Origin of the sequence: Halomonas urmiana (assembly GCF_005780185.1) — a bacterium.
Lineage (GTDB): Bacteria > Pseudomonadota > Gammaproteobacteria > Pseudomonadales > Halomonadaceae > Halomonas > Halomonas urmiana.
Genome location: NZ_VBUI01000019.1, coordinates 55,924 through 82,060, shown reverse-complemented (window position 1 = coordinate 82,060; position 26,137 = coordinate 55,924). Strand labels below are relative to the sequence as shown.

The window sequence follows — 26,137 nt, the reverse complement described above, 5'->3', positions numbered from 1 at the left end:
CCCCCGCCATGGGTGACGGAGATACCCGAAGTATAGTGACTGCGTCGACCGGCAGGCAGGGCTATCGCCGTTGGCAACATCGCTCAAGGCTTTCCCGGCGACAGGCCTTCGAGGGGGCGCTGTGAATACCTCCCTGTACGCTACCTCCGCCTTCCCTGGCCTCCGGACCCCCTCTTCGACCTGTCCCCGGCGCCTTTCGCTTTCGAGGCCGAGCTAACTGCGATAGCCCTGGACCGGCAGGCCCATCGGCGGACGCGCGTCGCCCGAGACCGTTATACTGGACGGATCCCAGTGAACCTCCAACGACTCGGCAGGGAGAGCCCCATGATCCAGCAGACGCTCGCACAGGTCTTCGGCTACGACGACTTCCGCCCCGGGCAGCGGCCGGTGATCGAGGCGATCGTGGCCGGTCGCTCGGCGGCGGCCATCTTTCCCACCGGCTCCGGCAAGTCACTCTGCTATCAGCTGCCCGCCCTGCACCTCCCTCACCTGACCCTGGTGATCTCGCCGCTGCTGGCCCTGATGCAGGATCAGCTGGCCTTCCTGGCGCGCCACGGCATTGCCGCCGCCAGTCTCGATTCCAGCCAGAGCCGCGAGCAGGCGGCGGCGGTCATGGAGGGCGTCAAGCGCGGCGATATCCGCATCCTGATGGTCTCGGTGGAGCGCCTCAAGAACGAGCGCTTCCGGGCCTTCATCCGCCGCGTGCCGATCTCGCTGATGGTGGTGGACGAGGCGCACTGCATCTCCGAATGGGGGCATAACTTCCGGCCGGACTACCTCAAGCTGCCCGCCTACCGACGGGAGTTCGGCATTGCGCAGGTGCTGCTGCTCACCGCCACCGCCACGCCGCGGGTCATCGACGACATGCGCGGCCGCTTCGACATCGCGCCGGACGACGTCACCGGCACCGGCTTCTATCGCGCCAACCTCGACCTGCAGGTCTCCCCGGTGCCCGCCGATCAGCGCCCGCGCCGACTGGTGGAGTGGTTGCGACCGAAATTCACGCCGGAGCCGCCCCAGCCGACCATCGTCTACGTCACCCTGCAGCAGACCGCCGAGCGCCTGGCCGCCTACCTCGAGAAGGCCGGCCTGCCCGCCACGGCCTACCATGCGGGGCTCGACGCCGAGCGGCGCGACGCGATCCAGCGGGACTTCATGGCGGGGCAGACGCCCTGCATCGTCGCCACCATCGCCTTCGGCATGGGCATCGACAAGGCCGATATCCGCAACGTGGTGCACTTCGACCTGCCGAAGTCCATCGAGAACTACAGCCAGGAGATCGGCCGTGCCGGCCGCGATGGGCTGCCCTCGAACTGCCTGATGCTGGCCGGGCGCGACCACCTCGAGGTGCTGGAAAACTTCGTCTATGGCGATACGCCGGAGCATCACGGCATTCGTCGCGTGATCGACGCGCTGCGTGCCGCCGGTGACGAGTGGGAGCTGATGCTCAACGCCCTGTCGCGACACAGCAATATCCGCCCCCTGCCCCTCAAGACCCTGCTCGTGCAGCTCGAGCTGCGCGGTATCATTGCCCCTCGCTACAGCTACTTCGCCGACTATCGTTTCCGATTGTCGGACGAGCCCGAAACGCTGGTGGGCCGCTTCGAGGGCGAGCGTCGCGCCTTCGTCCAGGCGCTTCTCGACGCCTCGTCCCGAGCACGCACCTGGTACACCCTGGACTTCGCCGCCCTGGAGGCCCTGGGCGCCGAGCGCGGGCTCGATACCCGGCGCGGGCGCGTCATCACCGCCCTGGAGTACTTCGTCGAGAAGGGCTGGATGACGCTGGAGAGCAAGCAGATGACCGAGGTCTACGAGGTGCTCGACCGCGAGGCCGACCCGGCGGCGCTCACCGACGACCTGACCCGCTATTTCCGCGACAAGGAAGACGCGGAGATCGCGCGACTCGCGGCCATGCTGGCGCTCTTCGAGAGTGACGGCTGCCTCAGCCGGCGCCTGGCCGACTGGTTCGGCGATGCCCGAGCGCCCGAGCGCTGCGGCCACTGCTCGGCCTGCCGCGGCCAGGTGGCGCATCTGCCCACCGCCGCGAAGGCAGCGCCTCCGACGCCTCAGGACCTGGGGGCACTATGCGCCCCCTTCCTCGAGCGACTCGGCCAGGCCGGCGAAGGCCATCCCGCCACGCCGGATCTGCTGACGCGCTTTCTCTGCGGGATCACCACGCCACTCTTCACGCCGCTGAAGGCGCGCCAGCTGCCAGGCTTCGCCGCCCTCGAGGGGGTCCCCTATGGCGAGGTGCGCGAGCGGGTCTCCGAAGGCCTGCCGCACCTCGCCACGCTGCCGGCTTGACGAGGCCGCGCCGCTGCACGACCTTTCTCACAACCCCCTTATCGACGATCAGGAGAATCCCATGAGCCAGCTCTCCGAACAGACATGCGAAGCCTGCCGCCAGGACGCTCCCCAGGTGACCCAGGCCGAAATCGAGCAGTACGGAGCCGAGATACCCGAGTGGCAGATCGTCGAGCGCGATGGCATCATGAAGCTAGAGCGGAGCTTCACGTTCCGCAACTTCCAGCAGGCCCTCGACTTCACCAATCGCGTCGGCGAGATCGCCGAAGAGGCCGGCCATCACCCGGCCCTGCTGACCGAATGGGGCAAGGTCACCGTGACCTGGTGGTCGCACGCGATAAAGGGCCTGCACAAGAACGATTTCATTCTTGCCGCCAGAACTGACGAGGTAGCGACATAAATGTTCGAGAAAATTGAGCGGGTTCCCGGGGACGCCATCCTCGGTCTGATCGAGGCCTTCAAGAAGGACACAAACCCTCAGAAGGTCGATCTCGGCGTGGGCGTCTACAAGGACGACCAGGGCAACACCCCGGTCATGCGCGCCGTGAAGGAAGCCGAGGCCCTGCTGCTCAAGAACGAGACCACCAAGACCTATATCGGTTCGCACGGCGCGCCGGCCTACGGCCAGGCGGTGCTGCCCATGGTGCTGGGTGAGGGCTCGCCGGTGCTCGAGGCCGGCCGTGCCAGTGCCACCCAGTCCCCCGGCGGCACCGGAGCCCTGCGCCTGGCGGCGGACTTCATCGCCAAGCAGCTGCCCGGCAAGGACGTCTGGGTCAGCGACCCGACCTGGCCGAACCACCTGGGCATCTTTCCGGCCGCCGGCCTGACCCTGCACAAGTACCCCTACGTCGATTCCGAGAACCGGCTGGACTTCGACGGCATGCTGGGCGCGCTCAAGCAGATTCCGGAAGGCGACGTGGTGCTGCTGCACGCCTGTTGCCACAACCCCACCGGCTTCGATCTCTCCCAGGCCCAGTGGCAGCAGGTGCTGGAAGTCGTCCGCCAGCGCAACCTGCTGCCACTGATCGACTTCGCCTACCAGGGCTTCGGCGAGGGCCTCGACGAGGACGCCTACGGGGTGCGCCTGCTGGCCGAGAACCTCGACGAGGTGATCATCACCAGTTCCTGCTCCAAGAACTTCGGCATCTACTGCGAGCGCACCGGCTGCCTGATCCTGGTGGCGAAGAACGAGGAGCAGATGGAGAACGTTCGCTCCCAGATCGCCATCGTCGCCCGGGAGAACTACTCCAACCCGCCGGCCCACGGCGGCTCCATCGTCAGCGAGATCCTCCACTCCGCGGAACTCACCACCCTCTGGCGCGAGGAGCTCACCGAGATGCGCGATCGCATCAATACGCTGCGTCGCGACTTCGTCGAGGCCCTCAAGCCCTATGGCCTGGACCAGAAGTACGCCTGCGTGGCGGAGCAGCGCGGCATGTTCTCCTACACTGGTCTGACGCCCGATCAGGTCGATCGCCTGCGTGACGAATTCGGCATCTACATGGTGCGCTCCGGCCGCGCCAACGTGGCCGGCTTCTCGCAGGCGAACCTGCCCTACCTGGCCAAGGCGATCGCCGCGGTCAACTGAGCCGGTCGCCCCGCGACTCACGCCAGACGCCCGGGTCACTGACCCGGGCGTTTCGTTTGCGGGACCTCTTCCCATTGCGGAAAACCCGCCATGATTGCCGTAGGATGCCCGGCCCGCCGCCGGGGACACGGGGCCGCCCCGTCCGCTCCTGAGGCCGCCATACGCCAGGGCCCCACCAGTTTATGCCGGCGGGGCCCTGGCGTGTCGAGCAGGAGATGATCAGTTGACCGTGGCCTCGCCCTCGGCGGTACCGGAAACGCCGGCGCCGGACGAGCCGTTCAGGTCGCCGGCGGCCCCGGCGGTGCTGTCCCAGGCGCCCTCGGCGGCATCCCCGGCCGACTCGCGGGTCTGCTCAGCCGTGCCGGCGGCCTGACCCAGGGCGCCGCGCGCTCGATCACCGGCCGCGTCCACCCCGGCTTCGGCCCGTTCCTGGACGCCGGCACCTGCGGCGGTTGCGTCCTCGGCGGCACCCTGTCCGGCCTGGCTTGCCGTGCCGGTCTCGGCACTGCCCTGAGCGTCGGCACTCAGGCCAGCACCGACGTCCTGGCCAGCGGCCCGAGCCTGCACGCTGGTATCGCTTTGCGCCTGGATAGCGGCGCTGTCCGCCATGGCGGTCTGGGCGCCCAGGCCAGCCAGCGCGAGGGAGAACGTGATTCCGACTGTCTTCAGCTTCATGATACCTCCTGATGGGAGCCACCGAGCGCGGCTCGATGGCCTCCGGAATGATGAATCCATGTCACGCGGGCCGTTCCCTGGCCCCGTGCCCTCCATGGCCGCGATACTGCCTTGGCAGCAGCATCCGCGCCTCCGGCACCAAGGCCGGAGTAGACACCCACTCTCAAGCGAAGAACATGCCAGAAATTATAATTAATACTTAAAAACAGATGGTTATGAAAAAACACTGCATAGACGACGGGCCGCTCCACCCACTTCGACCCGATCACGCCGTCACTATTTGCCGACGCCTCACACCACTTACACAATTTCCCCTTTAATATCAATGATTTAATCTGTTGCCCGTGACGCACGCAGCAGGCACGACACCGCGCCGGCGAGCCGTCAAGCCCAATGCAAAGGCGCGTGTGGCTCAGGCGGAGTAGCGCGACACGTCCAGGCCGGCGGGATCGATGGCGGGTGCGCGGCCGGTCATCAGGTCGGCCAGCAGCTGGGCGCTGCCGCAGCTCATGGTCCAGCCCAGGGTGCCGTGGCCGGTGTTGAGCCACAGGTTGTCGACCCGGGTGGCACCGATGATCGGCGTGGAGTCCGGGGTCATCGGACGCAGGCCGGTCCAGAACTCGGCTCGGCTCACGTCGCCCCCCTCGGGGAAGACGTCGCGCACCACCATGGCGATGGTGGCCCGACGCTTCTCCAGCAGGCTCAGATCAAAGGAGGCCAGCTCCGCGGTGCCGCCCACCCGGATACGATCATCGAAGCGCGAGATCGCCACCTTGAAGGTCTCGTCCATCACCGTGGATTGGGGGGCGCCGCCGTCGTCGGTGACCGGCACGGTCAGGCTGTACCCCTTCACCGGATAGATCGGCAGCCGGATCCCCATGTCCTTGACCAAAAACGGTGAGTAGCTGCCCAGGCAGACCACGTAGGCGTCGGCGGTCAGCTCGCCTTCGCTGGTCACCACGCTCTCGATGGCCCCGGCGCTGCGCTTGAGGCGCTGGATCTCGACGTTGAAACGGAACTCGACGCCCAGTCGCTCGCGGCAGTAGTCCGCCAGCCGGTTGGTGAAGAGGTAACAGTCGCCCGTCTGATCATCGGGCAGGTGCAGCCCGCCGACGAACTTGCCCGGCACCCGGGCCAGTGCCGGCTCGACGCCTTCGATCTCATCGGCATTGAGCAGCTTGTGGCGCACGCCGCACTGCTCCAGGACCCGCATGTCCTTGGCCACCGCCTCCACCTGACTCTCATGGCGAAACAGCTGCATCAGGCCGCGCTGACGATCCTCGTAGCGGATGCCGGTCTCGTCGCGCAGGGCATCGATGCAGGCCCGGCTATGCTCGGCCACGCGCACCATGCGCTCCTTGTTGACCATGTAGCGCTCGGGGCTGCAGTTGCCCAGCATCTGGGTCATGAAGCGCGCCATGTTCGGATCCATCTTGGGCTGGATCTTGAGCGGCGCATGCTCCTGGAACATCCACTTGATGGCCTTCTGGGGAATGCCCGGGGCCGCCCAGGGTGAGGAGAAGCCGAAGGAGACCTGGCCGGCATTGCCGTAGCTGGTTTCCAGCGCCGGTGACGGCTGGCGATCCACCACCGTGACCTCGTGGCCCTGCCGAGCCAGGTAATAGGCGCTGGTGACGCCGACGACGCCGCTGCCGAGAATCAGTACCTTCATGCGTTTCCCCTTCTGCCGGGTGATGAGATCAACGAGCCCAGCAGTATAGGGATAACCATCCAGAGTATTCGCCTAAAATTAAGCGTATAAACAAAGCTTAAAAATGTTTTTTCTATTTTTCTTGGATCAATATACCTAAAAATCTATTATTTTTAGGTCTTTTTTCTATGCTGCGCTAGACGGCTGCCGGCGTGGGCTGGCCAGGATCCGTCTCAGCACCTGCCAGGCCGCCAGGCCCGCCAGCAGGTTGCCGATGGCCGCCCCCATCGCCAGGCCCATCAGCTCACCGAGCCATGCACCGAACCACAGGCACGGCAGATAGAAGACGAACAGCCGCGCCCCCGACATCAGCATGGCACGCAGCGGCCAGCCCAGGGCATTACCGGCAGAGACCACGATCATGCAGACCCCCAGCGCCGCATAGCTCGGCAGCAGGAAGCGAATCAGGATCGCCAGGTCGTCCTGTACCTCGGGATTACCGGAAAGCGCGAGGGCAACCCAGGGAGCGGCTAGCGCCATGATCACGCCCAGCGACAGCTGCCAGAGCACCACCACCCTGAGTGCGAGGCGCATCAGCCGATGCACCTGTTCCCAATCCCCCGCCCCGTAGCAGCGTCCGAGCCAGGGCGGCAGCGACATCGTCATGGCCAGCACCACCATCAGCGACAGCGTCTCCAGACGGCTGGCCAATCCCCAGGCCGCCACCTGGGGCTCACCGAGGGAGGCCAGCACCGAGATCGCCAGCATCGCCGCCAGGGGCGGCATCAGCTGGCTGATCATCGCCGGGCCGGCGATACCGACGAAGGGCAGGAGCGAGCGCCCAAGCTCCCCAACCAGCCCCTCGGCGGCGAGCCACGCCTTGTCACGCAGGCGCTGGGCCAGCAGCAGCAGGCCGATGGCGAAGGCGATCGCGGTCGCCCAGGCGGCGCCCGGCAGGCCCAGCCCCGCCCAGGGCCCGACACCGAAGATCAGCAGCGGATCCAGCACCAGGTTCAGAAGGCTCGTGATCACCATCATCTTGCCCGGCAGCCAGGTATCGCCGTGGGCCCGGAACAGGCTGTAGCCGAAGTAGAGCACCGCCCCGAGCCACGCCGCCAGCAGCTGAGGCCCCCAGTAGTCGCGAATCAGCGCGCGCGTCGCCGCATCGGCACCCAGCAGACCGAACAGCGGCGCCTGGATAGCCCACAGCAGCAGCACGAGCAACGCGATGGTCACGGTGCCGACCAGCAGCACCAGGCTGCCCAGTCGGCGGGCTCGCGATGTTTCTCGCGCGCCCAGGGCACGCGAGATCAGCGCCGCGATGGCGATGCCCATGCCCACCTGGATGCCGATGACCAGAAAGGAGAGCGGGAAGGTGAAGGACTGGGCGGCCAGCGGCGCCGTGCCCAGTCGGGCGATGAAGGCGCTGTCCACCAGCTGGAAGCCGAGCAGCGCCAGTACGCCGATCGCCATGGGCCAGGTCTGGCGCCACAGGGTGAGGCCGAGGGAGGAACGGGATGCATCGAGGGAATTCACACGGACTCCGGGGTCTATCGGGGCCTGGCATTCTACGCCATGGCGGCACCGGACTCAGCCCTACCCCCCGTGCCCCACCACCCGCCCGGCCAGGATGCGCTCGATTTCCGCGGCGGGCATGGGACGGAAGAAGTAGAACCCCTGGATCAGGTCGCAGCGCATGTCCTGGATCAATGCCAGCTGCTCGCGATTCTCGACCCCCTCGGCCACCACCTCGAGGCCCAGGCGATGGCCGATGAAGACGGCAGCCTCCATGATGGCGCGGTCCTCGGGCTGATCCGGGGCATCCCGCACGAAGGTCCGGTCGATCTTGAGCGCCGTGACCGGGAAGTGCTTGAGGTAGCTCAGTGACGAGTAGCCGGTACCGAAATCGTCGATGGCGATGCGATACCCCAGGCGATGGAGCCGGCGCAACTCCTCGAGGATCCGGTCATCGGCCTCGATCAGCACGTTCTCGGTGAGCTCGATGCCGATATGCCGCGGCCCCAGATCGTAGCGCGCCAGGCAGGCCTCGAAACGCTCGAAGACGTCGGGTCGGCCCATCTGTCGGCCGGAGAAGTTGATGTCGATGCGCTCCAGGGCCAGGCCAGCGTCCCGCCACCGCGCCCGCTGACGACAGGCGGCCTCCATGACCCAGTCCCCGAGGCGGTGGATCAGGTCGGAGCGCTCGGCGAGGGAGATGAACTCGGTCGGCGAGATCGGCGGGCCCTCCGTCGGCATCCAGCGCAGTAACGCCTCGAGGTTCTCGATGTGGCCGCTCATGGCCGACACCTGGGGCTGGTAGTGCAGCGATAGCTCGCCCTGATCGAGCGCCTGCTCGAGACGGTCGACCAGGCGATGCTGGTGCAGCAGCTCGTCGTGGAGCTGTTGATCGAAGAACCACACGCTGCCGCGGCCATCGAGCTTGGCGCGGTTCTTGGCCACGTCGGCATTGCGAATCAGCTCCCGCGCCGTATCGCCGTTGTCCGGATAGAAGCTGACGCCCAGGCAGGCCGTTACCTGGCGCCGGGACCCGTCGATCAGGAACGGGGCCCGCAGGGCCTGCTGGATCTTGTGAACCAGCTGCGGCAGCACGTCCTCGCGCTGGAGCCCCGGGAAGGCGATCACGAACTCGTCGCCGGAGAGGCGCGACATCAGGTCCGAGCCGCGCTTGGCGCGGTGCAGGCGCCGGCTCAGCTCGACCAGCAGGCGGTCGCCCTGCTCGTAGCCCAGGGCGTCGTTGATCTCCACGAAGCGGTCGATGTCCAGGTAGATCAGCACCAGGCCGCAATCCTGTCGTCCACAGCCGGCGAGGACCTCGTCGAGCTGCGACTCGAAGGTCTGGCGATTGGGCAGGTGAGTCAGGACATCGAAGCGCGTGACGAAATCCAATTCACGATGGGCCCGCTTCTGATCCGAGAGATCCACGTCGACACAGAACATCAGCGGGTCCTCGGTGTACTCCCCGAGCATCACGTGGTGCGAGAAGACCGATACCGGCTCACCGTTCTTGTGCTGGAGCTCTAGCTCATCGGCAGGAATCTCGACGCCCCGCTCCACCCAGGCGCGATGCGCCCGAATCACGGGCTCGCGCATCGGCGCGGGGATGATCAGCTCTTCGAGCAGCTGCCCCTGTGCCTCGCCGGGGGCATAGCCATAGAGCCGAGTGCTGGCTTCGTTCCAGTAGATCACTCGACGCTGACGGTCGTAGCCCTGTACCGCCACCTTCGGCAGGCTTTCCAGCAGGGCACGAAATCGCTGCTCGCTTTCCAGGTACTGGCGTCGAACGCGCTCGACATCATCAAGGGAATCAGCTCCCCAGACGGCGCACCACGTCGATCTGATCTGCTGCCACCGACGCACCAGCCATTGCCGGAAACGGGTTTCGCGACCGCTCATTCATCCCCTCATCATCGCCTGGCGATGCCACCTTGCCTGCCGGGAGCGCCTGCCCCGGGGCGACATCGATACTGCCCATCCTACCTGCTTGTTTAAGAAATATCTTAGACGGCATCACGTTTCCGACCAGCCATCGCCCTCCAACGTTTCACTGAGAATCCTAGCCCCTGAAGTGTGTCTCGTCTCGTACATTTTTTGACAGTTCGTTGCAGATCTTCTCATTTCCTTAAGGTTGCCCAGGTCTCGGGCAACCCGACGGCAATCATGCCATCCCTTCCAATGGAGAAGATCCCATGAAACTCGACACCCTCAAGTACGACTTCGATACCGCCCCCCGCCCCCTCGCCCCGGTCGCCGACTACTGGGCCCCCGAGGTCATCCGCTCACTTCGGCAGCAGGATTGGGCCCAGGCCGAGGTGCGCTCTCGGCTGGACCTCGAGGCCTGGCAGGCCCTCACCCAGGACCTGCCCCGGGATCCCTATGTCAACCGCCGCTGGAAGCGCATGTCCTGGTTGACGCTGGACGAACGCGGCGATGTCCTCGACATGGGGCCCTGCCCGATGGCACAGGGTGGCGCCTTCAACGACGCCGAGAGCATGGCGGACCGGCTTCGCTACTACGAGCCACTGACACCGGCGTTCATGGCGCGATCGGATGTGAAGGCCTTCGTTCGGGCCTGGTCGCGGCTGTGGCAGCTGCGGCCTTACGAGCCCATCCTCATGCAGATCACCGGCGTGCGCGGCGAGGGCATGGTCGATCCCCTGCAGGGTCAGGGGATTCACGCCGACGGCTGCCAGGCGCTGAGCGTCATGGTGCTCAGCCGTGACAACGTGGCCGGGGCCGAGAACCATCTCTATGCCGACAAGGGCGGCACCCGTCCCCTCGCCGACACGACCCTCGCCCCGGGGGATATCCTGCACCTGCGTGACGACCGCCTCTTCCACAGCGTGGATGCGATCACTCAGCTTGACGAAGACGCACCCTTCGAGCGCTTCGTGATCATCATCAACAGCCGCTTCGTGGATGAGTTCCAGAACCGCATCCTGCGCCGGCACTTCCCCGAGGCGCTGCTCCACACCCCCTGTTAATTCAAGGTCCTGCAACGAAACGCCCCCCTGGAGAGGACCAGGGGGGCGTTTCGTTGCAGGATCGCGCCGAGACGCGGCGCGTCTTACTGGCGGATACCCTCGAAGGTGACATAGAGCTCGAGCTCATGCATCACCTCGGGGAACTTGCTCATGTCGATGCCGTAGTCCGCCAGGACCAGGGTGGTGGAGCCCTCGAAGCCGGCACGATAGTTCCCCCAGGGATCCTCGCCCTCGCCCAGCAGGGTCACGGGCATCTCGATCTCGTTGGTCTCGCCATGCAGCGTCAGCTCGCCGCTCAGCACGCCCTCGTTATCACCGCTGGGGGTGAAGCCGGTGGACGTGAAGGTCGCGGTCGGATACTCACCCGTCGCCAGGAAGTCATCGCTCTTGATGTGCTTGTCACGCTCGGCATGGTTGCTGGTGAGGCTGGTCACATCGACCTCGAGGTTGGCGGCCGAATCCGCCAGATTCTCCGGATCATAGCGGAAGCTCCCCGAGAACTCCTCGAAGCTGCCGAGGATGTAGGAGAAGCCCAGATGGCTGATCTTGAACTGAATGAAGGCGTGCTGCCCCTCGGTATCGATGGCGTAGTCGGCGGCCTGAGCCTGGGTCAGCGGCACCAGGGCGGCGGCGGCCAGGGCGGCGGCGATGGCGGTCTTCTTGATCATGATTGCTCCTTGCGGATCGTTTCGGGGGAGATCATCGCCTCAGGGGCGACGGGAACGGCGCGGGTCGATCATCCGCTTGAGGACGTCGTTGCGATCGACCCAGTGGTGTTTCAGGGCGGCCAGGGCGTGACCGGCGGACAGCAGCATCAGCGCCAGGGCACTGTACCAGTGCACCCGGCCGGCCAGCGTGGCCTGATCGGGCAGGCCGCTGACCAGCGCCGGCACCTCGAAGGCCTCGAATACGTTGATTCCCTGGCCCTCGGCGGTAGAGATCAGGTAGCCGCTGATCAACGCCACGAGCATCAGCACATAGAGTCCGAGGTGGCCCAGGTGGGCGGCCTGGCGCTCCAGGCGACCTCCTTTCGCCTCCGGCGTGGGTTGCACGAACCGCCACCCCAGGCGGATCAGGGTGACCAGCAGCAGCAGCATGCCGACCGAGCGGTGCCACCAGGGCCCGAGGTTGTACCAGCGGTCGTAGTAGTCGAGCCCCGTCATCCACCAGCCCAGGGCGAAGAGGCCGATGAAGGCCACGGCACCGACCCAGTGCAGCAGGATGCTGATCAGCCCCCAGCCGCGACGGGTGTTGTTCCACATGCTCTCTCTGCCTCCCTGCGTATGGTGATCGACGGCCAGCATACCCTACCGTTTGATCGGCATCCGCGAATAAACCCGAACATTCCATTCAAAAAAAACCATGCCGCCGACACGACAGGCGTGGCGAGCGGCATGGCGGTCATCTAAAGCGGTACGAGGATCAGTGTCGCTCGGCCAGTACCTCGAGCAGCAGGCGAGCCGTGGACGCGCTGGAGGCCGGGTTCTGCCCGGTGACCAGCAGCCCGTCGCGGACCTGGAAGGGTGCGAAGTCCTCCTGGCTGCGCGTGTAGTGCCCGCCCTTCTCCTTGAGGGCATCTTCGAGCAGGTGCGGCACCACGCCGGTGAGGCCCACCGCCTCCTCCTCGCTGTTGGCGAAGCCGGTGACCCGGCGACCCTTGACCAGCGGCTCGCCCGCGGGGGTCTTGACGTCGAGCAGCACCGTGGGCGCGTGACAGACCGCGGCCACCGGACGCTCGGCGGCCAGGAAGGCCTCGATCAGACGGCGGGAATCGGCATCGCCGGTCAGATCCCACAGCGGCCCGTGGCCCCCGGGATAGAAAATCGCGTCGAAGTCATCGAGCTCGACCTCGGCGAGTCGCCGCGTGCTGGCGAGCTGCGCCTTGGCCTGGTCGTCCGCCTCGAAGCGCCGGGTCTCCTCGGTGAGGGCCTCCTCGGCCTGGGAGGTGGGGTCCACCGGCGGCAGGCCGCCCTTGGGCGAGGCCAGGGTGATCTCGGCGCCGGCGTCCTTGAAGACGTAGTAGGGCGCGGCGAACTCCTCGAGCCAGAAGCCGGTCTTGTGGTCGGTATCGCCCATGCGATCATGGGAGGTCAGTACCATCAGGATCTTCATCGCGGCCCTCCTTGGGCATCGGTGCATGCGTGCCTAGGTGAGATGGCGACGAGAAGCAGGAGTTCAAGATGCAGGATATCCGCAGATAGCAGCTTCGCTCGGGGGCTGATCCGCCGACAGGCCCCGAAGTGTCGGACCATCGAGGAGGCGCTGTGAACCCCTCCCTGGGCGCTACCGACGCCCTGCTTCGCTCTAGCATCCTGCTCCGCTTGCAGGACCGGTGCTGGCCATCCATGGCCAGCCCGTTCGGAGCAGTGCTCCTCACCCATGGCGTAGGACCTCCTCTTCGGCCTACCCTCGGCGCCCCTCGCCAAGATCAACTGCGATAGCCCAAATTTGCAGGCGGACAAGCCGAGATCACACCAGGGCGTCGAGCCCACGCGCCAGGTCGCCGCGGATGTCCTCGAGCGCCTCCAGCCCCACCGCCAGGCGGATCAAGCCCTCGCTGATGCCGGCGGCGGCCTTCTGATCGTCGGAGAGGCGGCCATGGGTGGTGGTCGCGGGATGCGTGATGGTGGTCTTGACGTCGCCGAGGTTGCCGGTGATCGAGACCATGCGCGTGGCATCGATCACCGACCAGGCCGCCTCGCGGCCGCCCTTCACCTCGACGCCGATCACCGCCCCGAAGCCCTGTTGCTGACGGCTGGCCAGCTCATGCTGCGGGTGGCTCGCCAGGCCGCTGTAGTGGGCCCGAGCCACCGCCGGATGGCCCTCCAGCCACTCGGCGAGGTGCCGGGCATTCTCGCAGTGGGCGCGCATGCGCAGGTTCAGGGTCTCGAGGCCCTTGGTGAAGATCCAGGCGTTGAAGGGGCTCAGGCAGGGGCCGCAGGTGCGTACCACCCCGAACACCTCCTCCAGCTCCTCGTCGCGGCCGACCACCGCCCCGCCGATCGCCCTGCCCTGCCCGTCCAGGTACTTGGTGGCGGAGTGGATCACCAGATCCGCCCCCAGTGCCAGGGGGCGCTGCAGCGCCGGGGTCAGGAAGCAGTTGTCGATGGCCAGCAGCGCCTCATGACGATGGGCAATCTCGGCCAGGGCCGCGATATCCACCACCTCGGAGAGCGGATTCGAGGGCGTCTCGGCGAACAGCAGCCGGGTCGCCGGCGTGATCGCCGCCTCCCAGGCCTCGAGGTCCGAGAGCTCCACGTAGCGGGTGGTGATGCCCAGCTTGCCGAGGTACTTGTCGAACAGGCTCACCGTGGAGCCGAACAGCGAGCGCGAGGCGACGATCTCGTCGCCCGAGGAGAGCAGCGCCAGCGCCGTGGCCATGATGGCGGCCATGCCGGAACTCGTGGCCACGCAGCGTTCTCCTCCCTCCATGGCCGCCAGACGCTCCTCGAAGGTGCGCACGGTGGGATTGGTGAAGCGCGAGTAGATGTTGCCCGGCTCCTCGCCGCTGAACTTGGCGGCCGCCTCGGCGGCGCTGCCATAGACGAAGCTCGAGGTGGGGAAGATCGGCTCGCCATGTTCCTGCTCATGGGTGCGCCGATGGCCGGCGCGGATGGCCAGGGTCTCGAGCTCCCACTCCGGCGCGGGTATCTGATCCTGCTGCATGACGGGCCCCTCAGTCGTCGATGTCGTCTTCCTGATTGTGCATCCCCACCAGCGCGTGATCGCCGGCGCTGAGCTGCTTGGCATCGTCGCTGCGCGAGGCCTCGAGTGCCGAAAGGTAGCGATCGTCGATGTCGCCGGTCACGTACTGGCCGTCGAACACGGAGCAGTCGAAGGCTTCGAGGTCCGGGTTTACCTCGCGACAGGCGGCCTTCAGGTCGTCGAGGTCCTGGTAGAAGATCCGGTCGGCACCGATCAGCTCACCTACCTCGGCTTCGCTGCGCCCGTGGGCGATCAGCTCGTTGGCCGCCGGCATGTCGATGCCGTAGACGTTGGGGTAGCGCACCGGCGGCGCGGCAGAGGCGAAGTAGACCTTGCGGGCGCCGGCCTCGCGCGCCATCTGGATGATCTGCTTGCAGGTGGTGCCGCGCACGATGGAGTCGTCCACCAGCAGCACGTTCTTGTCCTTGAACTCCACGCCGATGGCGTTGAGCTTCTGGCGCACCGACTTCTTGCGCTGGGTCTGGCCCGGCATGATGAAGGTCCGCCCGATATAGCGGTTCTTCATGAAGCCTTCGCGGTAGGTCACGCCGAGGTGCTGGGCGAGCTCCAGCGCCGAGGTCCGCGAGGTGTCGGGGATCGGGATCACCACGTCGATGTCGTGCTCGGGCCACTCGCTCTGGATCCGGTCGCCGAGCTTGCGTCCCATCTGCATGCGGGTGCCGTAGACGTAGGCGCCGTCGAGGATGGAGTCGGGGCGCGCCAGGTAGACGTGCTCGAAGATGCAAGAGGCGAGCCGCGGGGTGTCGGCGCACTGCTGGGTATGGATGGCGCCGGTCATGTCGACGAAGATCGCCTCGCCCGGGGCCAGGTCGCGATGCAGCTCGAAGCCGCCGACGTCCAGGGCCACCGACTCCGAGGCGATCATCACCTCCTGTCCCTCGCCCTCGTCGCGGGTACCGAACACCACCGGACGGATGCCGTGGGGGTCGCGGAAGGCGACCAGGCCGACGCCGTTGATGATCGCCACCGCGGCATAGCCGCCCCGGCAGCGACGATGCACGCGGCGCACCGCATCGAAGATATCGCCGGGCGCCAGGTGCAGCCCCTGCTTGCCGAGCTCATGGGCGAAGACGTTGAGCAGCACCTCGGAGTCGGAGCTGGTGTTGATGTGGCGCAGGTCGGAGGAGAACAGCTCCTGCTTGAGCTGATCCGAGTTGGTCAGGTTGCCATTGTGCGCCAGGGTGATGCCGTAGGGGGAGTTGACGTAGAACGGCTGCGACTCCGCCTCGCTGGAGGAGCCGGCGGTGGGATAGCGCACGTGGCCGATGCCCAGATTGCCCTTGAGGCGGGCCATATGGCGGGTATGGAAGACATCCCGCACCAGGCCGTTGCTCTTGCGCAACAGGAACCGGCCCTCGTCCCAGGTCATCATGCCGGCGGCATCCTGTCCGCGGTGCTGGAGCACGGTCAGGGCGTCATAGATGCCCTGATTCACCGCCTGCTTGGCCATCAGGCCCACGATACCGCACATTCTACTTTACCTCTCTTGCCGGACTTGCTTTCCGGGCTTGCTGTGAAGGGTCGGGACGGGGCGTGGCGCCGTCCCGGTGTCATCTGTCAGGGGGGCGTCGCCTCGTCGGCGTCGCTCGATTCGGCCTCGGCGGACGCGGCCGGCGCCGCGGGCGGAAAGGAGAGCCCCCGCAAGGAGGACGGCTCGGGCAGGCGCCCCTCCCAGGCCTCCAGATGGCTCAATGCCCAGTCCTGGAGCCGTTCGAAGGTCGGGCGCAGCGTCGCCTCCTGCCAGGCCTGGAGCTGCGCCAGTGGCGTCAGGCTCAGCAGCAGCGTCGCCAGGATCAGGATCGCCACGCCCTTGGCCATGCCGAAGGCGGTGCCGGCCACCCGATTCAACAGCCCCATGCCCACCCACTCCACGGCGGCATGCACCATGCGAATGACGAGGCCGCAGAGCAGGATCACCGCGAAGATCACCAGCACGAAGGCCAGCACCAGGCGGCCGTCGGCGCTGTCGATCACTCCGGACAGCAGCTCCGCCACCGGCGGAGCCAGGAGCCGCGCCGCCAGCAGCGCGATGATCCAGGCGGCGAGCCCCAGCGCCTCGCGGACCAGTCCACGCAGGAAGCCGGCAAGCCCGGTCACCACCAGCACCGCCACGAAGATCCAGTCGATCCAGGTCAGCGTCATGAGCCGCTATCCGCACGCACCAGCAGACCCTGAAGGTTATCCCGGGCCTTGAGCTCACCCATCACCCGCTCGCCCTCCCGGGAGGAGGCGAAGGGGCCGACGTAGACGGTCGTCAGCCCGTTGTCGCGGGCGCGGCGGTAGACGGGCAGGCCCTGGTCGGCAAGCTTCGCCTCGAGGCGCTCGGCGTTGGCCGCCTCGCCGAAGCTGCCCACCTGCACGGCCCACTCCCCGTCGGGGGCGGCCTCGACCGGTGAGGAGGCCCCCTGCTGCTGACCGGCCAGGCGTTCATCGGCAGCGCGGGCCAACTCGGCGATGGGGTCGGCGGCCGGTTCGTCGGCGCGCTCGGGCGGCGTCGATGCCTGCTCGGCCGCCGGCTCGGACGTCGGCTCGACGTTCCGCGCCGCTTCCGGCGTGGCGGAGGCCGCGTTCGACGACGCGGTCTCCGCCTCCGGGGCCTGATCGAGACTCTCCGGCGGTTGCGGGTCCGACAGCTCGCGGCGCTCCACCTCGACCGGCTGCTCGATGGTCATCACCGGCTGAGGCCGTTCGCCACGCTGGGCCGGTTCGTCGAACAGCATGGGCAGGAAGATCACCGCCAGGGCGATCAGGATCACGGCCCCACTGAGGCGTTCTCGCATTCCGTACTTCATCTCGCTTCCTCGCTGCGCGTGGCGTGCCCTGCCGTCGGCCCCGCCGAGGGGGCAGCGGCCTGATGCCAGGCCAGCACGGCGGCGACGGTGAAGAAGGAGCCACAGACCAGTACACGATCCTCGGGCGCGAGGCGAGCCGACAGCCAGTCGGCGGCCTCGGCCGGCGAATCACCGCGGTGCCAGAGCGTGGCGCCCTGGCGGGCCAGGTGCTCGGCCAGGTCATCCGCCGACCGGGCCCGCTCGCCCTCGAGGCTCGCCAGCACCCAGGCATCCACCGCCGGCGCCAGGGCGGCGATCACCCCGTCGGCATCCTTGTCGGCGAGCATGCCAATCAGCGCGACGGTGCGTCCCGCGCAGGGACGCGCCGCGAGCCGCTGCGCCACGTAGGCGGCCGCATGAGGATTGTGCCCGACATCCAGGCACCAGGGACCCAGCCACTGCATGCGCCCGGGCAGCCGAACGCTCGCTAGGGCGCGGCGGCAGGCCGCCGCCTCCAGCGACACCCCGGCGAGTGCCAGGGCCTGCAGGGCCGTGGCGGCATTGTCCAGCGGCAGCTCGGGATCGGGCAGGTCGACGAGGCTTTTGGACTCGGCCGGGGTCTGACCCCAAAAGCGCCAGCCCTCACCATCGCCTTCACGCCGGAAGGCCTCACCCAAGGCATAGACCGGCGCGCCGAGCGTCGTGGCCACGTCCGCCACGCTTGCCGGCAGCGTCGTGCTGCCCAGCACCGCGGGCCGGCCGGGGCGCAGGATACCGGCCTTCTCGCGCCCGATGCCCTCGATGTCGTTGCCGAGAAAGGCGGCATGATCCTGGGCCACGGTGGTGATCACCGCGACGTCCGGATCGATGATGTTGACGGCATCCAGTCGGCCGCCCAGCCCCACCTCGAGGATCGCCAGCGCCGGGGGCTGCCGGGCGATCGCCCACAGCGCCCCCAGGGTGCCCATCTCGAAGTAACTCAGGCTAATCGGCTCGCCTTTGAGCCGCGCCGTCTCGACCGCCTCGAAGCCAGCGATCAGGGTGGCGTCATCGGCCTGCCGGCCGTCCAGCCGCAGGCGCTCGTTGTAGCGCAGCAGGTGGGGCGAGGTGTAGGTCGCCGTGGTGAGGCCGTGGGCCTGGGCCAGGGCCTCGAGCATGGCCACGGTCGACCCCTTGCCGTTGGTGCCGGCGACTGTGATGACGCGAGCCGCCGGTGGCGCCTCGCAAAGCCCCATGCGGCGCGCGACCTCGGCCACGCGGTCGAGGCCGAGGTCGATACCGACCGGATGGGCCGCTTCCAGCCGGGTCAGCCAGGCCGGAAGCGTCGTGGGCAGGGCGCACTCGCTCATGGGGACGGGTCAGCGCGCCGAGTCGGAACGCTCGCCGTTCTGCTCGGCGTCGCTTTCCGCATCGTGCTCGACGCCCTCGGCGGGCGTCGTGGTCAGCACGTCCTCCTGCTCCGCCTGCTCGGCCACCTGCACCAGGTCCGGCGCTTCCGTGACGGGCTCCTCGCCGCTCACCGGCTGGTGAGTCAGCTTGCGCAGCACGCCGCCGAGGCGCGAACGAATCTCGCCGCGATGGACGATCATGTCCACGGTGCCGTGCTCGAGCAGGAACTCGCTGCGCTGGAAGCCCTCGGGCAGCTGCTCGCGCACGGTCTGCTCGATGACGCGCGGCCCCGCGAAGCCGATCAGCGCGTTGGGCTCGGCCACGTTGAGGTCCCCGAGCATCGCCAGGGACGCCGTGACACCGCCGAACACCGGATCGGTGAGCACCGAGATATAGGGCACGCCGGCCTGCTTGAGCTTCTCCAGGGCCGCCGAGGTCTTGGCCATCTGCATCAGCGAGAAGAGCGCCTCCTGCATCCGCGCCCCGCCCGAGGCGGCGAAACAGATCAGCGGGACGCCCTCCTCGAGGGCGATGGTGGCGGCGCGCACGAACTTCTCGCCCACCACGGCGCCCATGGAGCCGCCCATGAAGGTGAACTCGAACGCCACCGCGACCACCGGCAGCCCCTCGAGGGAGCCGCGCATGGCGATCAGCGCATCGTTCTCGCCGGTGGCCTTCTGGGCCGCCACCAGGCGATCCCGATACTTCTTGGAGTCGCGGAACTTGAGGCGATCCATCGGCTCGAGCTTGGACGCGATCTCCTCGCGGCCTTCCTTGTCCAGGAACCAGTCGAGCCGCTTGCGCGCGGTCAGGCGCAGGTGATGGTCGCACTTGGGGCAGACGCTATGGTGCTTTTCCAGCTCGGGGAGATAGAGGACCGCTTCACACTTGGGGCACTTGCGCCACAGGCCGTCGGGGACGCTTGCGCGGCGATCCTTGCGCTGGATGCGGCCCACCGTGGGCACGATCTTGTCTAGCCAGCTCATGTCAGAAACACTTCCGTAAAGGCTGATGCCCCCGGCGACGCCGGGAGCAGGGTCGATTCGTTGGCGAGGAGGATCAGGCGTCCAGCGCCTGGCGCATCTCTCCCAGGACCGCCTCGAGGGCGGCGGGAATCGCCTCGGGATGCTCGGCATTCTCGGCGATGCGATTGACCAGCGCCGAGCCGACGATCACGCCATCGGCGACCTTGCCCACCTCGGCGGCCGAGGCCCCGTCGCGGATCCCGAAGCCCACGCACAGCGGCAGGTCGGTCATCTCACGCAGCGGCGCCAGATGCTCGGCCACGTCGTCGGCATTGAGGGTCGCCGAACCGGTCACACCCTTCAGCGAAACATAGTAGAGATAGCCCTCACCGTGGGCGCATATTGTAGCGGCCCGGGCACGCGAAGTGGTAGGGGCGACCAGGAAGATCGACGCCAGACCGCGTGCCTTGAGCAGCGGACCGACCTCGTCGGCCTCCTCCGGCGGCATGTCGACGATCAGTACGCCGTCGACCCCGGCCTCGGCGGCCTGATCGGCGAAGGTCGCCAGGCCGATGCGCTCCACGGGATTCAGATAGCCCATCAGCACGACGGGCGTCTCGGTGTCGGTGCGGCGGAACTCGCTGACCATCTCGAAGAGGTGGCTGAGCCGCACGCCCTGCTTGAGGGCCCGCTCGCAGGCCTTCTGGATCACCGGCCCGTCGGCCATGGGGTCCGAGAACGGCACGCCCAGCTCGATGACATCGGCCCCCGCCGCCACCAGGGCGTGCATGAAGCCGACGGTGTGCTGGGGCGCCGGATCGCCGGCGGTGATGTAGGGAATCAGTGCGCGGCGGCCCTCGGCCTTGAGCGCAGCGAAGCGTTGGTCGATACGATTCATGGTATGGGCCGTCATCTAGAATTCGATCCCGTCGATCTTCGCCACCGTCATGATGTCCTTGTCACCACGTCCGGAGAGGTTGATCACGATGTTCTGGTCGGGGCGCATGGTCGGCGCCAGCACCTTGGCATAGGCCAGGGCGTGGGCGGACTCCAGCGCGGGCATGATGCCCTCGACGTGGGTCAGCTCACGGAACGCCTCGAGCACGTCGGCGTCGTTGGCGGCCACGTAGTTGACCCGCCCGACGTCCTTCCACAGCGCGTGCTCGGGGCCGACCCCCGGGTAATCCAGGCCCGCCGAGATCGAATGGGTGTCGGAGACCTGACCGCCCTCGTCGGACATCAGGTAGGTACGGTTGCCGTGCAGCACGCCGCGCGGCGCGCCCGACGCCAAGGGCGCAGCGTGGCGCCCGGTCTCGACGCCGTCGCCGCCGGCCTCGACGCCGTACATGACGACGTCATCGTCCTCGACGAAGGGGTAGAAGAGCCCCATGGCGTTGGAGCCGCCGCCGACGCAGGCGATCAGCGCATCGGGCAGCCTGCCGAACTCCTCGAACGACTGGCGGCGCGCCTCACGCCCGACGACCGCGTTGAAGTCGCGCACCAGCATCGGATAGGGGTGCGGCCCCGCCACGGTGCCGATGATGTAGAAGGTGTCGTCGACGTTGGTCACCCAGTCGCGCAGTGCCTCGTTCATGGCATCCTTGAGGGTCTGCGTGCCGGAGGTGACCGGGATGACGTTGGCCCCCAGCAGGCGCATGCGATAGACGTTGAGCTTCTGGCGCTCGACGTCCGCGGCGCCCATGTAGACGTCGCACTCGAGGCCCAGGCGCGCCGCCACGGTGGCCGTGGCCACGCCGTGCTGGCCGGCGCCGGTCTCGGCGATCACCCGGGGCTTGCCGCTCTTCTTGGCCAGCAGCGCCTGGCCGATGGTGTTGTTCACCTTGTGGGCGCCGGTGTGGTTGAGGTCCTCGCGCTTGAGCCAGATCTGTGCCCCACCCAGCTGCTTCGACCATCGCTCGGCATGATAGAGCGGTGACGGGCGGCCCACGTAATGGGCCAGGTCATAGTCGAATTCCGCCTGAAAGGCCGGATCATCACGAAGACTCAGGTAGGTCTTCTCCAGCTCATCCAGGGCGAAGCTCAGGGTCTCCGAGACGAACCGGCCGCCGTAGGCGCCGAAATGGCCGCGGGCATCCGGCAGTCGGGTCAGGTCACTGAACTTGCTCACGAAAGACACCTCACAGGGTCGCCAGAAGGGGTGTAGGGGGAACAGGTTGACGCCGAGAACTCAGCGCGAGCGCCACTCGTCGGCCCGTCGTACGGCACTCAGGAAAGCCGCCATGCGGGTGGCGTCCTTGACGCCGGGCGCGGTCTCGATGCCGCCGGAGACATCCACCGCGAAGGGGCCAACGGCCGCGATCGCCGCGTCGACATTGTCCGGCGTCAGGCCTCCGGCGAGAATAACAGGTTTTGCGAGGCTTGCGGGGATTCGCGACCAGTCGAAGGTCTCCCCCGTGCCCCCCGGCACACCGGGTCGATAGGCATCGAGCAGCAGCGCCCGGGCACCGCGATAGGTCTCGGCCGCGCCATGCAGATCGAGGCCCTCGCGCATGCGCAATGCCTTGATCCAGGGGCGCCCGGCCGCCTCGCAGGCCTCCGGGGTTTCATCACCGTGGAACTGCAGCAGGTCCAGGTGCGGTGCACAGCGGGCCACCAGGGACGCCGACGGGTCGACGAAGAGCCCCACGCGGGTGACGAAGGCCGGCACCCGCGCACTCAGCTCGGCGAGCCTCTGCTCATCGATGGCGCGTTTGCTGCCCGACCAGAGCACGAAGCCCAGGGCGTCGGCGCCAGCGGCCACGGCGGCGTCGACGTCCTGGGGGCGCGTCATGCCACAGAACTTGATGCGGGTGCGAAGCGAAATCGGCATGGGGGCAAGGGTCTCCGGCGCTAGGATGTGCAAGCACGCCACAGGCGGCGCGCATGTCGCGATGTGACGCCTGCCATCACACGGCAAGGCACACGAGTGATTCGGGGGCCGTGGCGGCTAGGCGCCCTCCGCCACGGGACGGCCACGGCGGAACGCCACCATCGGGCAGTCGGGCAGGGCTCGCTCGCCGGTCCACTCACCGAGGAAGGCCAGCAGGTTGGGCCCCAGCGGCTCACGCGGCAGGTCCCAGCTCTCATCGTAAAGGGAGTCGACGAAGTGCAGGCCGCAGGCCGGGGCGGTCACGTCCCCCAGGGCGCGATCCTTCAGCGCCATGAGCTCGCTCAGGTAGCCGTCTCCCCGCTCACCCCGCCCCACGGTCACCAGGGCACCGACGATGTTACGAATCATGTGGTGAAGGAAGGCGTTGCCCTGGACGTCGATGACCACCAGGGGGCCGTGGCGATGCACCTCGATAAAATGGAGGTGGCGCCAGGGCGTCTTCGACTGGCAGCCGGCGGCGCGAAAGCTCGAGAAGTCGTGCTCGCCGACCAGCGCCTGGGCGGCCCGGTGCATGGCATCGGCATCCAGGGGGTCGCGACACCAGGTGGCGTTGGCACGCTCCAGCACCGGCCGGCTCGGCTGGTTGAGGATCACGTAGCGGTAGCGCCGCGCCAGCGCCTTGAAGCGGGCGTGGAAGTCATCGGAAACCGGCTTCACCCAGCGCACCGCGACATCGCGCGGCAGGTTGGCATTGGCGCCAAACACCCAGGACTTCTCGGAGCGGGTGACCGGCGGATCGAAGTGGACGATCTGACGGGTCGCATGAACCCCAGAGTCGGTGCGCCCGCTGGAATGCAGGGTGATCGGCTGACCGGCCGCCACCTTCGAGAGCGCGGCCTCGACGGCGCCCTGCACCGAGGGGGAGTGCTTGAGACGCTGCCAGCCGCAGTAGCCGCTGCCGTCATACTCCACCCCCATGGCCAGGCGGCCGCTCAGAGGGTGGCGTTCATCGAGGGATCTGAAAAGGGTCATTCGGCCTCATGGCAGGTGTTGATCCAGCAGTTCGCGGGCCTCCTGCCGGGCATCCGGATCGCCGGTCTCGTCGATCAGGCTCTCGAGCAGCGCCCGAGCCTGACCGCGTTCGCCGTCATCCAGCAGGCGTCGCGCCTCGGCAAGCGTCGACGTCGGGGAGGCCGTCGCGGAAAAGTGGGCATTATCCCGCGACAGCGGCGGGAAGGCCACCTCCTCGACGTCCCACTCCTCGGGCAGATCACGATCGGCACGCGGATCCGAGGTCGCCGAGGGCGTGTCGACCGACGGCGTGAAGTCCACGCTGGGCTGCATCGGCGTCTCTTCCCGCGGCGCAGGGCTTGCCTCTAGGGAGGGGGGGCGGTAGTCGATGATATCGCGCCCGTCGTCGGTGTGAACGGTCTCCAGCGGCGTCTCGGCGTGCGACGGTGCCGGCTGCGCCTCGGAAGGCTCATGATGCTCCGTGGACGCCTGAGTCTCGGGGGCCGCCTGAGTCTCGGGGGCCGCGTCGACCTCGGCGTCGGCCGGCTCGGCAGCGGGGGGGCGATAGGCGGCCAAGGGGTCGGGCGAGCGGTCGGCGCTCGGCGCCTCACGAGCGCTCCCCTCATCGGCAGCCTGAGCGCCCTGCTCTTCGTCCGACGCGTCGGGCTCATCGAAGCGGCGTGGCTGATGCTCATCGGGAACGGGGAACACGGCCCGCTCGGGGTTGGATGAGGCGGCATGCACCGCGTGGCGCTGCATGAGCTGGGCCACCTCGGCCTGGACGTCGGGATCGCCGCCGGCGCGCAGCTGGTCGGCCTGGCGTGCCGCGGCGTTGCGATCCCCCTGCTCCAGCTGCACCCGCAGCAGCTTGAGCCTCAGGTCGTCGCGGCCGGGCTCACGGACCAGGCTCGCCTCCAGCAGCTCGCGAGCCTGATCGTAGCGCCCGTAGGCGATGAAGATATCGGCCTCGTTGATGGCCTCGGCCTCGGGCATGGACGCACGTACCGGCGTCCTCGGCGTCTCGTCACGCCCCGGGGCTCGCGCCTCCTCGGCGGCCCTGTCGCCGGCGCCAGGCATCACCACGCCGCTGGCCGCGGGGTCCACCGGACGAGCCTCGTTGAAGACCGAGGCCGGCGCCTCCTGCTCACGACGCCGCCGGCGCACCAGCGCCCAGAGCGCCAGCAGGGCCGCCAGGCCGGCGCCGCCCAGCATCAAGGGGCGCTCCATGGCGCCCTGATAGAGGGCGCCCCACCAGGGCACCGGTTGGGTCGGCGACGACGCGCTTCCCGGGACCACCACGCCGCCCGCGCCGGCAGCATCGACGCCGCTTCCGCCGGCGGCGAGGCTCGCCAGCTGCTCGCGCATGGCCTCCACCTCCTCACGCAGATCGCCGAGCGCCGCCTGCAGCGCATCCCGCTCGCTGCGCACCGCCTCCAGGGACTCCTGGCTCTCTTGCCAGCGCGCCTCGAGACGCAGCAGGCGCTGGTCCTCGGTGAGCTCACCATCGCCCTGGATCATCGCCAGCACCCCGGGGTCTATGACACTCCCCTCCCCCGGAGCCGCCGGCGACAGCGCCAGAGAGGGTGTCGCGCCCGCCTCCTGCGCCGATGCGGCAGCGCTTGCCGCGTCGCCCACCTCGCCTTCGACGAGGCCCTCTGTCGTGAGCCCGCCCTCGGCGGCCATCTCGGCGTCGCTCAGCAGCGTCAGCCGCTGACCGCCCTCGCCGGCAGGCTCGTTGCCGTCGTCCGCAACGGCCGCTGTCGTATCGGCAACGGCGTCCTCCGGGCTTGCCGCCGCGGGGTCCTGAGTCGAGGCGCTGGCCACGGCCGACGCCGGCTCGGCGCCGCCGAGCGGCACCCGGGCCGGGGCACCGCTGCCGCGGTTGGCCCAGGCCTGGTTCATGGCCTGGACGAGCTCGCCGGCCTGAGCGGCGGAGCGGGCCGCGATGGCCTCGCGGGGCGGCACCACCAGGGTGAAGCCGGCACGCATGGCGTTGATGTTGCCGGAGGGAAAGACCTCGGGGTTGGCCTCGACCAGGGCGACCATCATCTGGCTCATGCTGATGCCACTGTCCGGGCGCAGCCGGCCCGCCACCGCCCACAGGGTATCGCCGGGGCGCACCCAGGCGGGGTTGCCCGCGCCGTCCGCGGCCGAGGTGCGGGCCACGGGTCGCGGCGCGGCGTCCGACGCGCTCGTCGGCGGGCGTGAAGGCGACGCGTCCTCCCGTGGCCGCGTCGAGGGGGCGGCGACCAGGGCCGGCAGCCGATCATAGTCCGGCGGGTCGAGCAGCAGGGTCACCTCACGCAGCTGCTGACCGCCGGGCCAGTCGAAGCGCAGCAACAGGTCGATCCAGGGTTCGCGTACGGCGCGCTCGGTGGTCAGGTCGACCATCAGGCGGCCCTGGCGCCGGGTCACCGCCATCTTCACGCTGGCCGCCAGCGGCGTGCGCGCAAGCCCCGCCGCCGAGAAGGCCCCCTCGTCGGCCACGGAGACGTTGAGCAGCCCGGGCTGCAGGCCGGCACTGTCGGTCAAGGGAATGCTGGCGCGCAGTGGTGCACTGAGCGTCGAATTGACCTCGGCCTCCCCCAGGCCGAGAGCCAGCGCCAGGGGGCTGGCGGCGGAGAGCGAAAGCAGCATGGCGAGTGTCAGCTTGCGTTTCATCGGGGTCCCTTGCGTCGTTGCTGCCGACGCCTCGAACCGGGCGACGGACTGGTCATATATTCTT

The 26,137-nt window shown here is 68.1% G+C and carries 22 protein-coding genes; 4 read left to right on the top strand and 18 right to left on the bottom strand.

Annotated features, from left to right (window positions below; all coding sequences use genetic code 11):
• Positions 1 to 324: 324 nt before the first annotated feature.
• From FEI13_RS12980 to FEI13_RS12970, 3 genes are all read left to right on the top strand, one after another.
• Entirely contained in the window at positions 325 to 2,304 is a 1,980-nt protein-coding gene (locus tag FEI13_RS12980) for a RecQ family ATP-dependent DNA helicase (protein WP_138181943.1), read from the top strand.
• Between the two features lie 61 nt (positions 2,305 to 2,365).
• On the top strand, positions 2,366 to 2,704 hold the full coding sequence (locus tag FEI13_RS12975; protein WP_138181942.1) for a 4a-hydroxytetrahydrobiopterin dehydratase: 339 nt from the start codon (positions 2,366 to 2,368) through the stop codon (positions 2,702 to 2,704).
• Entirely contained in the window at positions 2,705 to 3,892 is a 1,188-nt protein-coding gene (locus FEI13_RS12970; RefSeq protein WP_138181941.1) for an amino acid aminotransferase, read from the top strand. It abuts the gene before it with no gap.
• A 219-nt stretch (positions 3,893 to 4,111) separates the two neighbouring features.
• On the opposite strand, the gene FEI13_RS12965 is transcribed toward FEI13_RS12970, so the two are convergent.
• The 4 genes from FEI13_RS12965 to FEI13_RS12950 all read right to left on the bottom strand — a co-directional run bounded on the left by FEI13_RS12965 (position 4,112) and on the right by FEI13_RS12950 (position 9,632).
• Positions 4,112 to 4,567, bottom strand: a complete 456-nt coding sequence (locus FEI13_RS12965) for a hypothetical protein (protein ID WP_138181940.1) — start codon at positions 4,565 to 4,567, stop codon at positions 4,112 to 4,114.
• 412 nt (positions 4,568 to 4,979) lie between these two features.
• The gene (locus FEI13_RS12960; protein ID WP_138181939.1) at positions 4,980 to 6,239 is read right to left on the bottom strand and encodes a D-amino acid dehydrogenase; all 1,260 of its coding nucleotides are present in this window, start codon (positions 6,237 to 6,239) and stop codon (positions 4,980 to 4,982) included.
• A gap of 165 nt (positions 6,240 to 6,404) precedes the next feature.
• The gene (locus FEI13_RS12955) at positions 6,405 to 7,691 is read right to left on the bottom strand and encodes an MATE family efflux transporter (protein WP_138181960.1); all 1,287 of its coding nucleotides are present in this window, start codon (positions 7,689 to 7,691) and stop codon (positions 6,405 to 6,407) included.
• Between the two features lie 123 nt (positions 7,692 to 7,814).
• The gene (locus tag FEI13_RS12950; protein WP_138181938.1) at positions 7,815 to 9,632 is read right to left on the bottom strand and encodes a putative bifunctional diguanylate cyclase/phosphodiesterase; all 1,818 of its coding nucleotides are present in this window, start codon (positions 9,630 to 9,632) and stop codon (positions 7,815 to 7,817) included.
• A gap of 293 nt (positions 9,633 to 9,925) precedes the next feature.
• Here FEI13_RS12950 and FEI13_RS12945 point away from each other — a divergent pair, with 293 nt between their 5' ends.
• Positions 9,926 to 10,720, top strand: coding sequence for a 2OG-Fe dioxygenase family protein (locus tag FEI13_RS12945; RefSeq protein WP_138181937.1), 795 nt, complete (start codon positions 9,926 to 9,928; stop codon positions 10,718 to 10,720).
• A gap of 83 nt (positions 10,721 to 10,803) precedes the next feature.
• Here the strand turns inward: FEI13_RS12945 and FEI13_RS12940 are convergent, their stop codons facing one another.
• From FEI13_RS12940 to FEI13_RS12875, 14 genes are all read right to left on the bottom strand, one after another.
• Positions 10,804 to 11,388, bottom strand: coding sequence for a YceI family protein (locus tag FEI13_RS12940; protein ID WP_138181936.1), 585 nt, complete (start codon positions 11,386 to 11,388; stop codon positions 10,804 to 10,806).
• Positions 11,389 to 11,427: 39 nt separating this feature from the next.
• Complete coding sequence (locus FEI13_RS12935; RefSeq protein ID WP_138181935.1) at positions 11,428 to 11,982, bottom strand: cytochrome b; 555 nt, start codon at positions 11,980 to 11,982, stop codon at positions 11,428 to 11,430.
• Between the two features lie 160 nt (positions 11,983 to 12,142).
• Complete coding sequence (locus FEI13_RS12930; RefSeq protein WP_138181934.1) at positions 12,143 to 12,832, bottom strand: type 1 glutamine amidotransferase domain-containing protein; 690 nt, start codon at positions 12,830 to 12,832, stop codon at positions 12,143 to 12,145.
• A gap of 357 nt (positions 12,833 to 13,189) precedes the next feature.
• On the bottom strand, positions 13,190 to 14,386 hold the full coding sequence (locus FEI13_RS12925; protein WP_138181933.1) for an O-succinylhomoserine sulfhydrylase: 1,197 nt from the start codon (positions 14,384 to 14,386) through the stop codon (positions 13,190 to 13,192).
• A gap of 10 nt (positions 14,387 to 14,396) precedes the next feature.
• Positions 14,397 to 15,917: an amidophosphoribosyltransferase gene (gene purF, locus FEI13_RS12920; protein ID WP_138181932.1), complete on the bottom strand. Its 1,521-nt coding sequence runs from the start codon at positions 15,915 to 15,917 to the stop codon at positions 14,397 to 14,399.
• An 86-nt stretch (positions 15,918 to 16,003) separates the two neighbouring features.
• Entirely contained in the window at positions 16,004 to 16,588 is a 585-nt protein-coding gene (locus tag FEI13_RS12915) for a CvpA family protein (protein WP_138181931.1), read from the bottom strand.
• A complete protein-coding gene (locus FEI13_RS12910; protein ID WP_138181930.1) occupies positions 16,585 to 17,238 on the bottom strand; it encodes an SPOR domain-containing protein in 654 nt (217 codons plus the stop codon). Before FEI13_RS12910 ends, FEI13_RS12915 begins: the two co-directional genes overlap by 4 nt.
• On the bottom strand, positions 17,235 to 18,566 hold the full coding sequence (gene folC, locus FEI13_RS12905) for a bifunctional tetrahydrofolate synthase/dihydrofolate synthase (RefSeq protein WP_138181929.1): 1,332 nt from the start codon (positions 18,564 to 18,566) through the stop codon (positions 17,235 to 17,237). The genes FEI13_RS12910 and folC overlap by 4 nt, the downstream gene beginning before the upstream one ends.
• Positions 18,567 to 18,575: 9 nt before the next feature.
• A complete protein-coding gene (gene accD, locus FEI13_RS12900) occupies positions 18,576 to 19,592 on the bottom strand; it encodes an acetyl-CoA carboxylase, carboxyltransferase subunit beta (RefSeq protein WP_138181928.1) in 1,017 nt (338 codons plus the stop codon).
• A gap of 73 nt (positions 19,593 to 19,665) precedes the next feature.
• Positions 19,666 to 20,469, bottom strand: a complete 804-nt coding sequence (gene trpA, locus FEI13_RS12895; RefSeq protein WP_138181959.1) for a tryptophan synthase subunit alpha — start codon at positions 20,467 to 20,469, stop codon at positions 19,666 to 19,668.
• Positions 20,470 to 20,484: 15 nt separating this feature from the next.
• Positions 20,485 to 21,699 carry a tryptophan synthase subunit beta gene (gene trpB / locus FEI13_RS12890; RefSeq protein ID WP_138181927.1) on the bottom strand — a complete coding sequence of 405 codons (1,215 nt, stop codon included), beginning with the start codon at positions 21,697 to 21,699 and terminating at the stop codon, positions 20,485 to 20,487.
• 60 nt (positions 21,700 to 21,759) lie between these two features.
• Entirely contained in the window at positions 21,760 to 22,401 is a 642-nt protein-coding gene (locus FEI13_RS12885) for a phosphoribosylanthranilate isomerase (protein ID WP_138181926.1), read from the bottom strand.
• Positions 22,402 to 22,518: 117 nt separating this feature from the next.
• On the bottom strand, positions 22,519 to 23,433 hold the full coding sequence (gene truA, locus FEI13_RS12880) for a tRNA pseudouridine(38-40) synthase TruA (protein WP_138181925.1): 915 nt from the start codon (positions 23,431 to 23,433) through the stop codon (positions 22,519 to 22,521).
• A gap of 6 nt (positions 23,434 to 23,439) precedes the next feature.
• On the bottom strand, positions 23,440 to 26,073 hold the full coding sequence (locus FEI13_RS12875) for a FimV/HubP family polar landmark protein (RefSeq protein WP_138181924.1): 2,634 nt from the start codon (positions 26,071 to 26,073) through the stop codon (positions 23,440 to 23,442).
• Positions 26,074 to 26,137 lie beyond the last annotated feature (64 nt).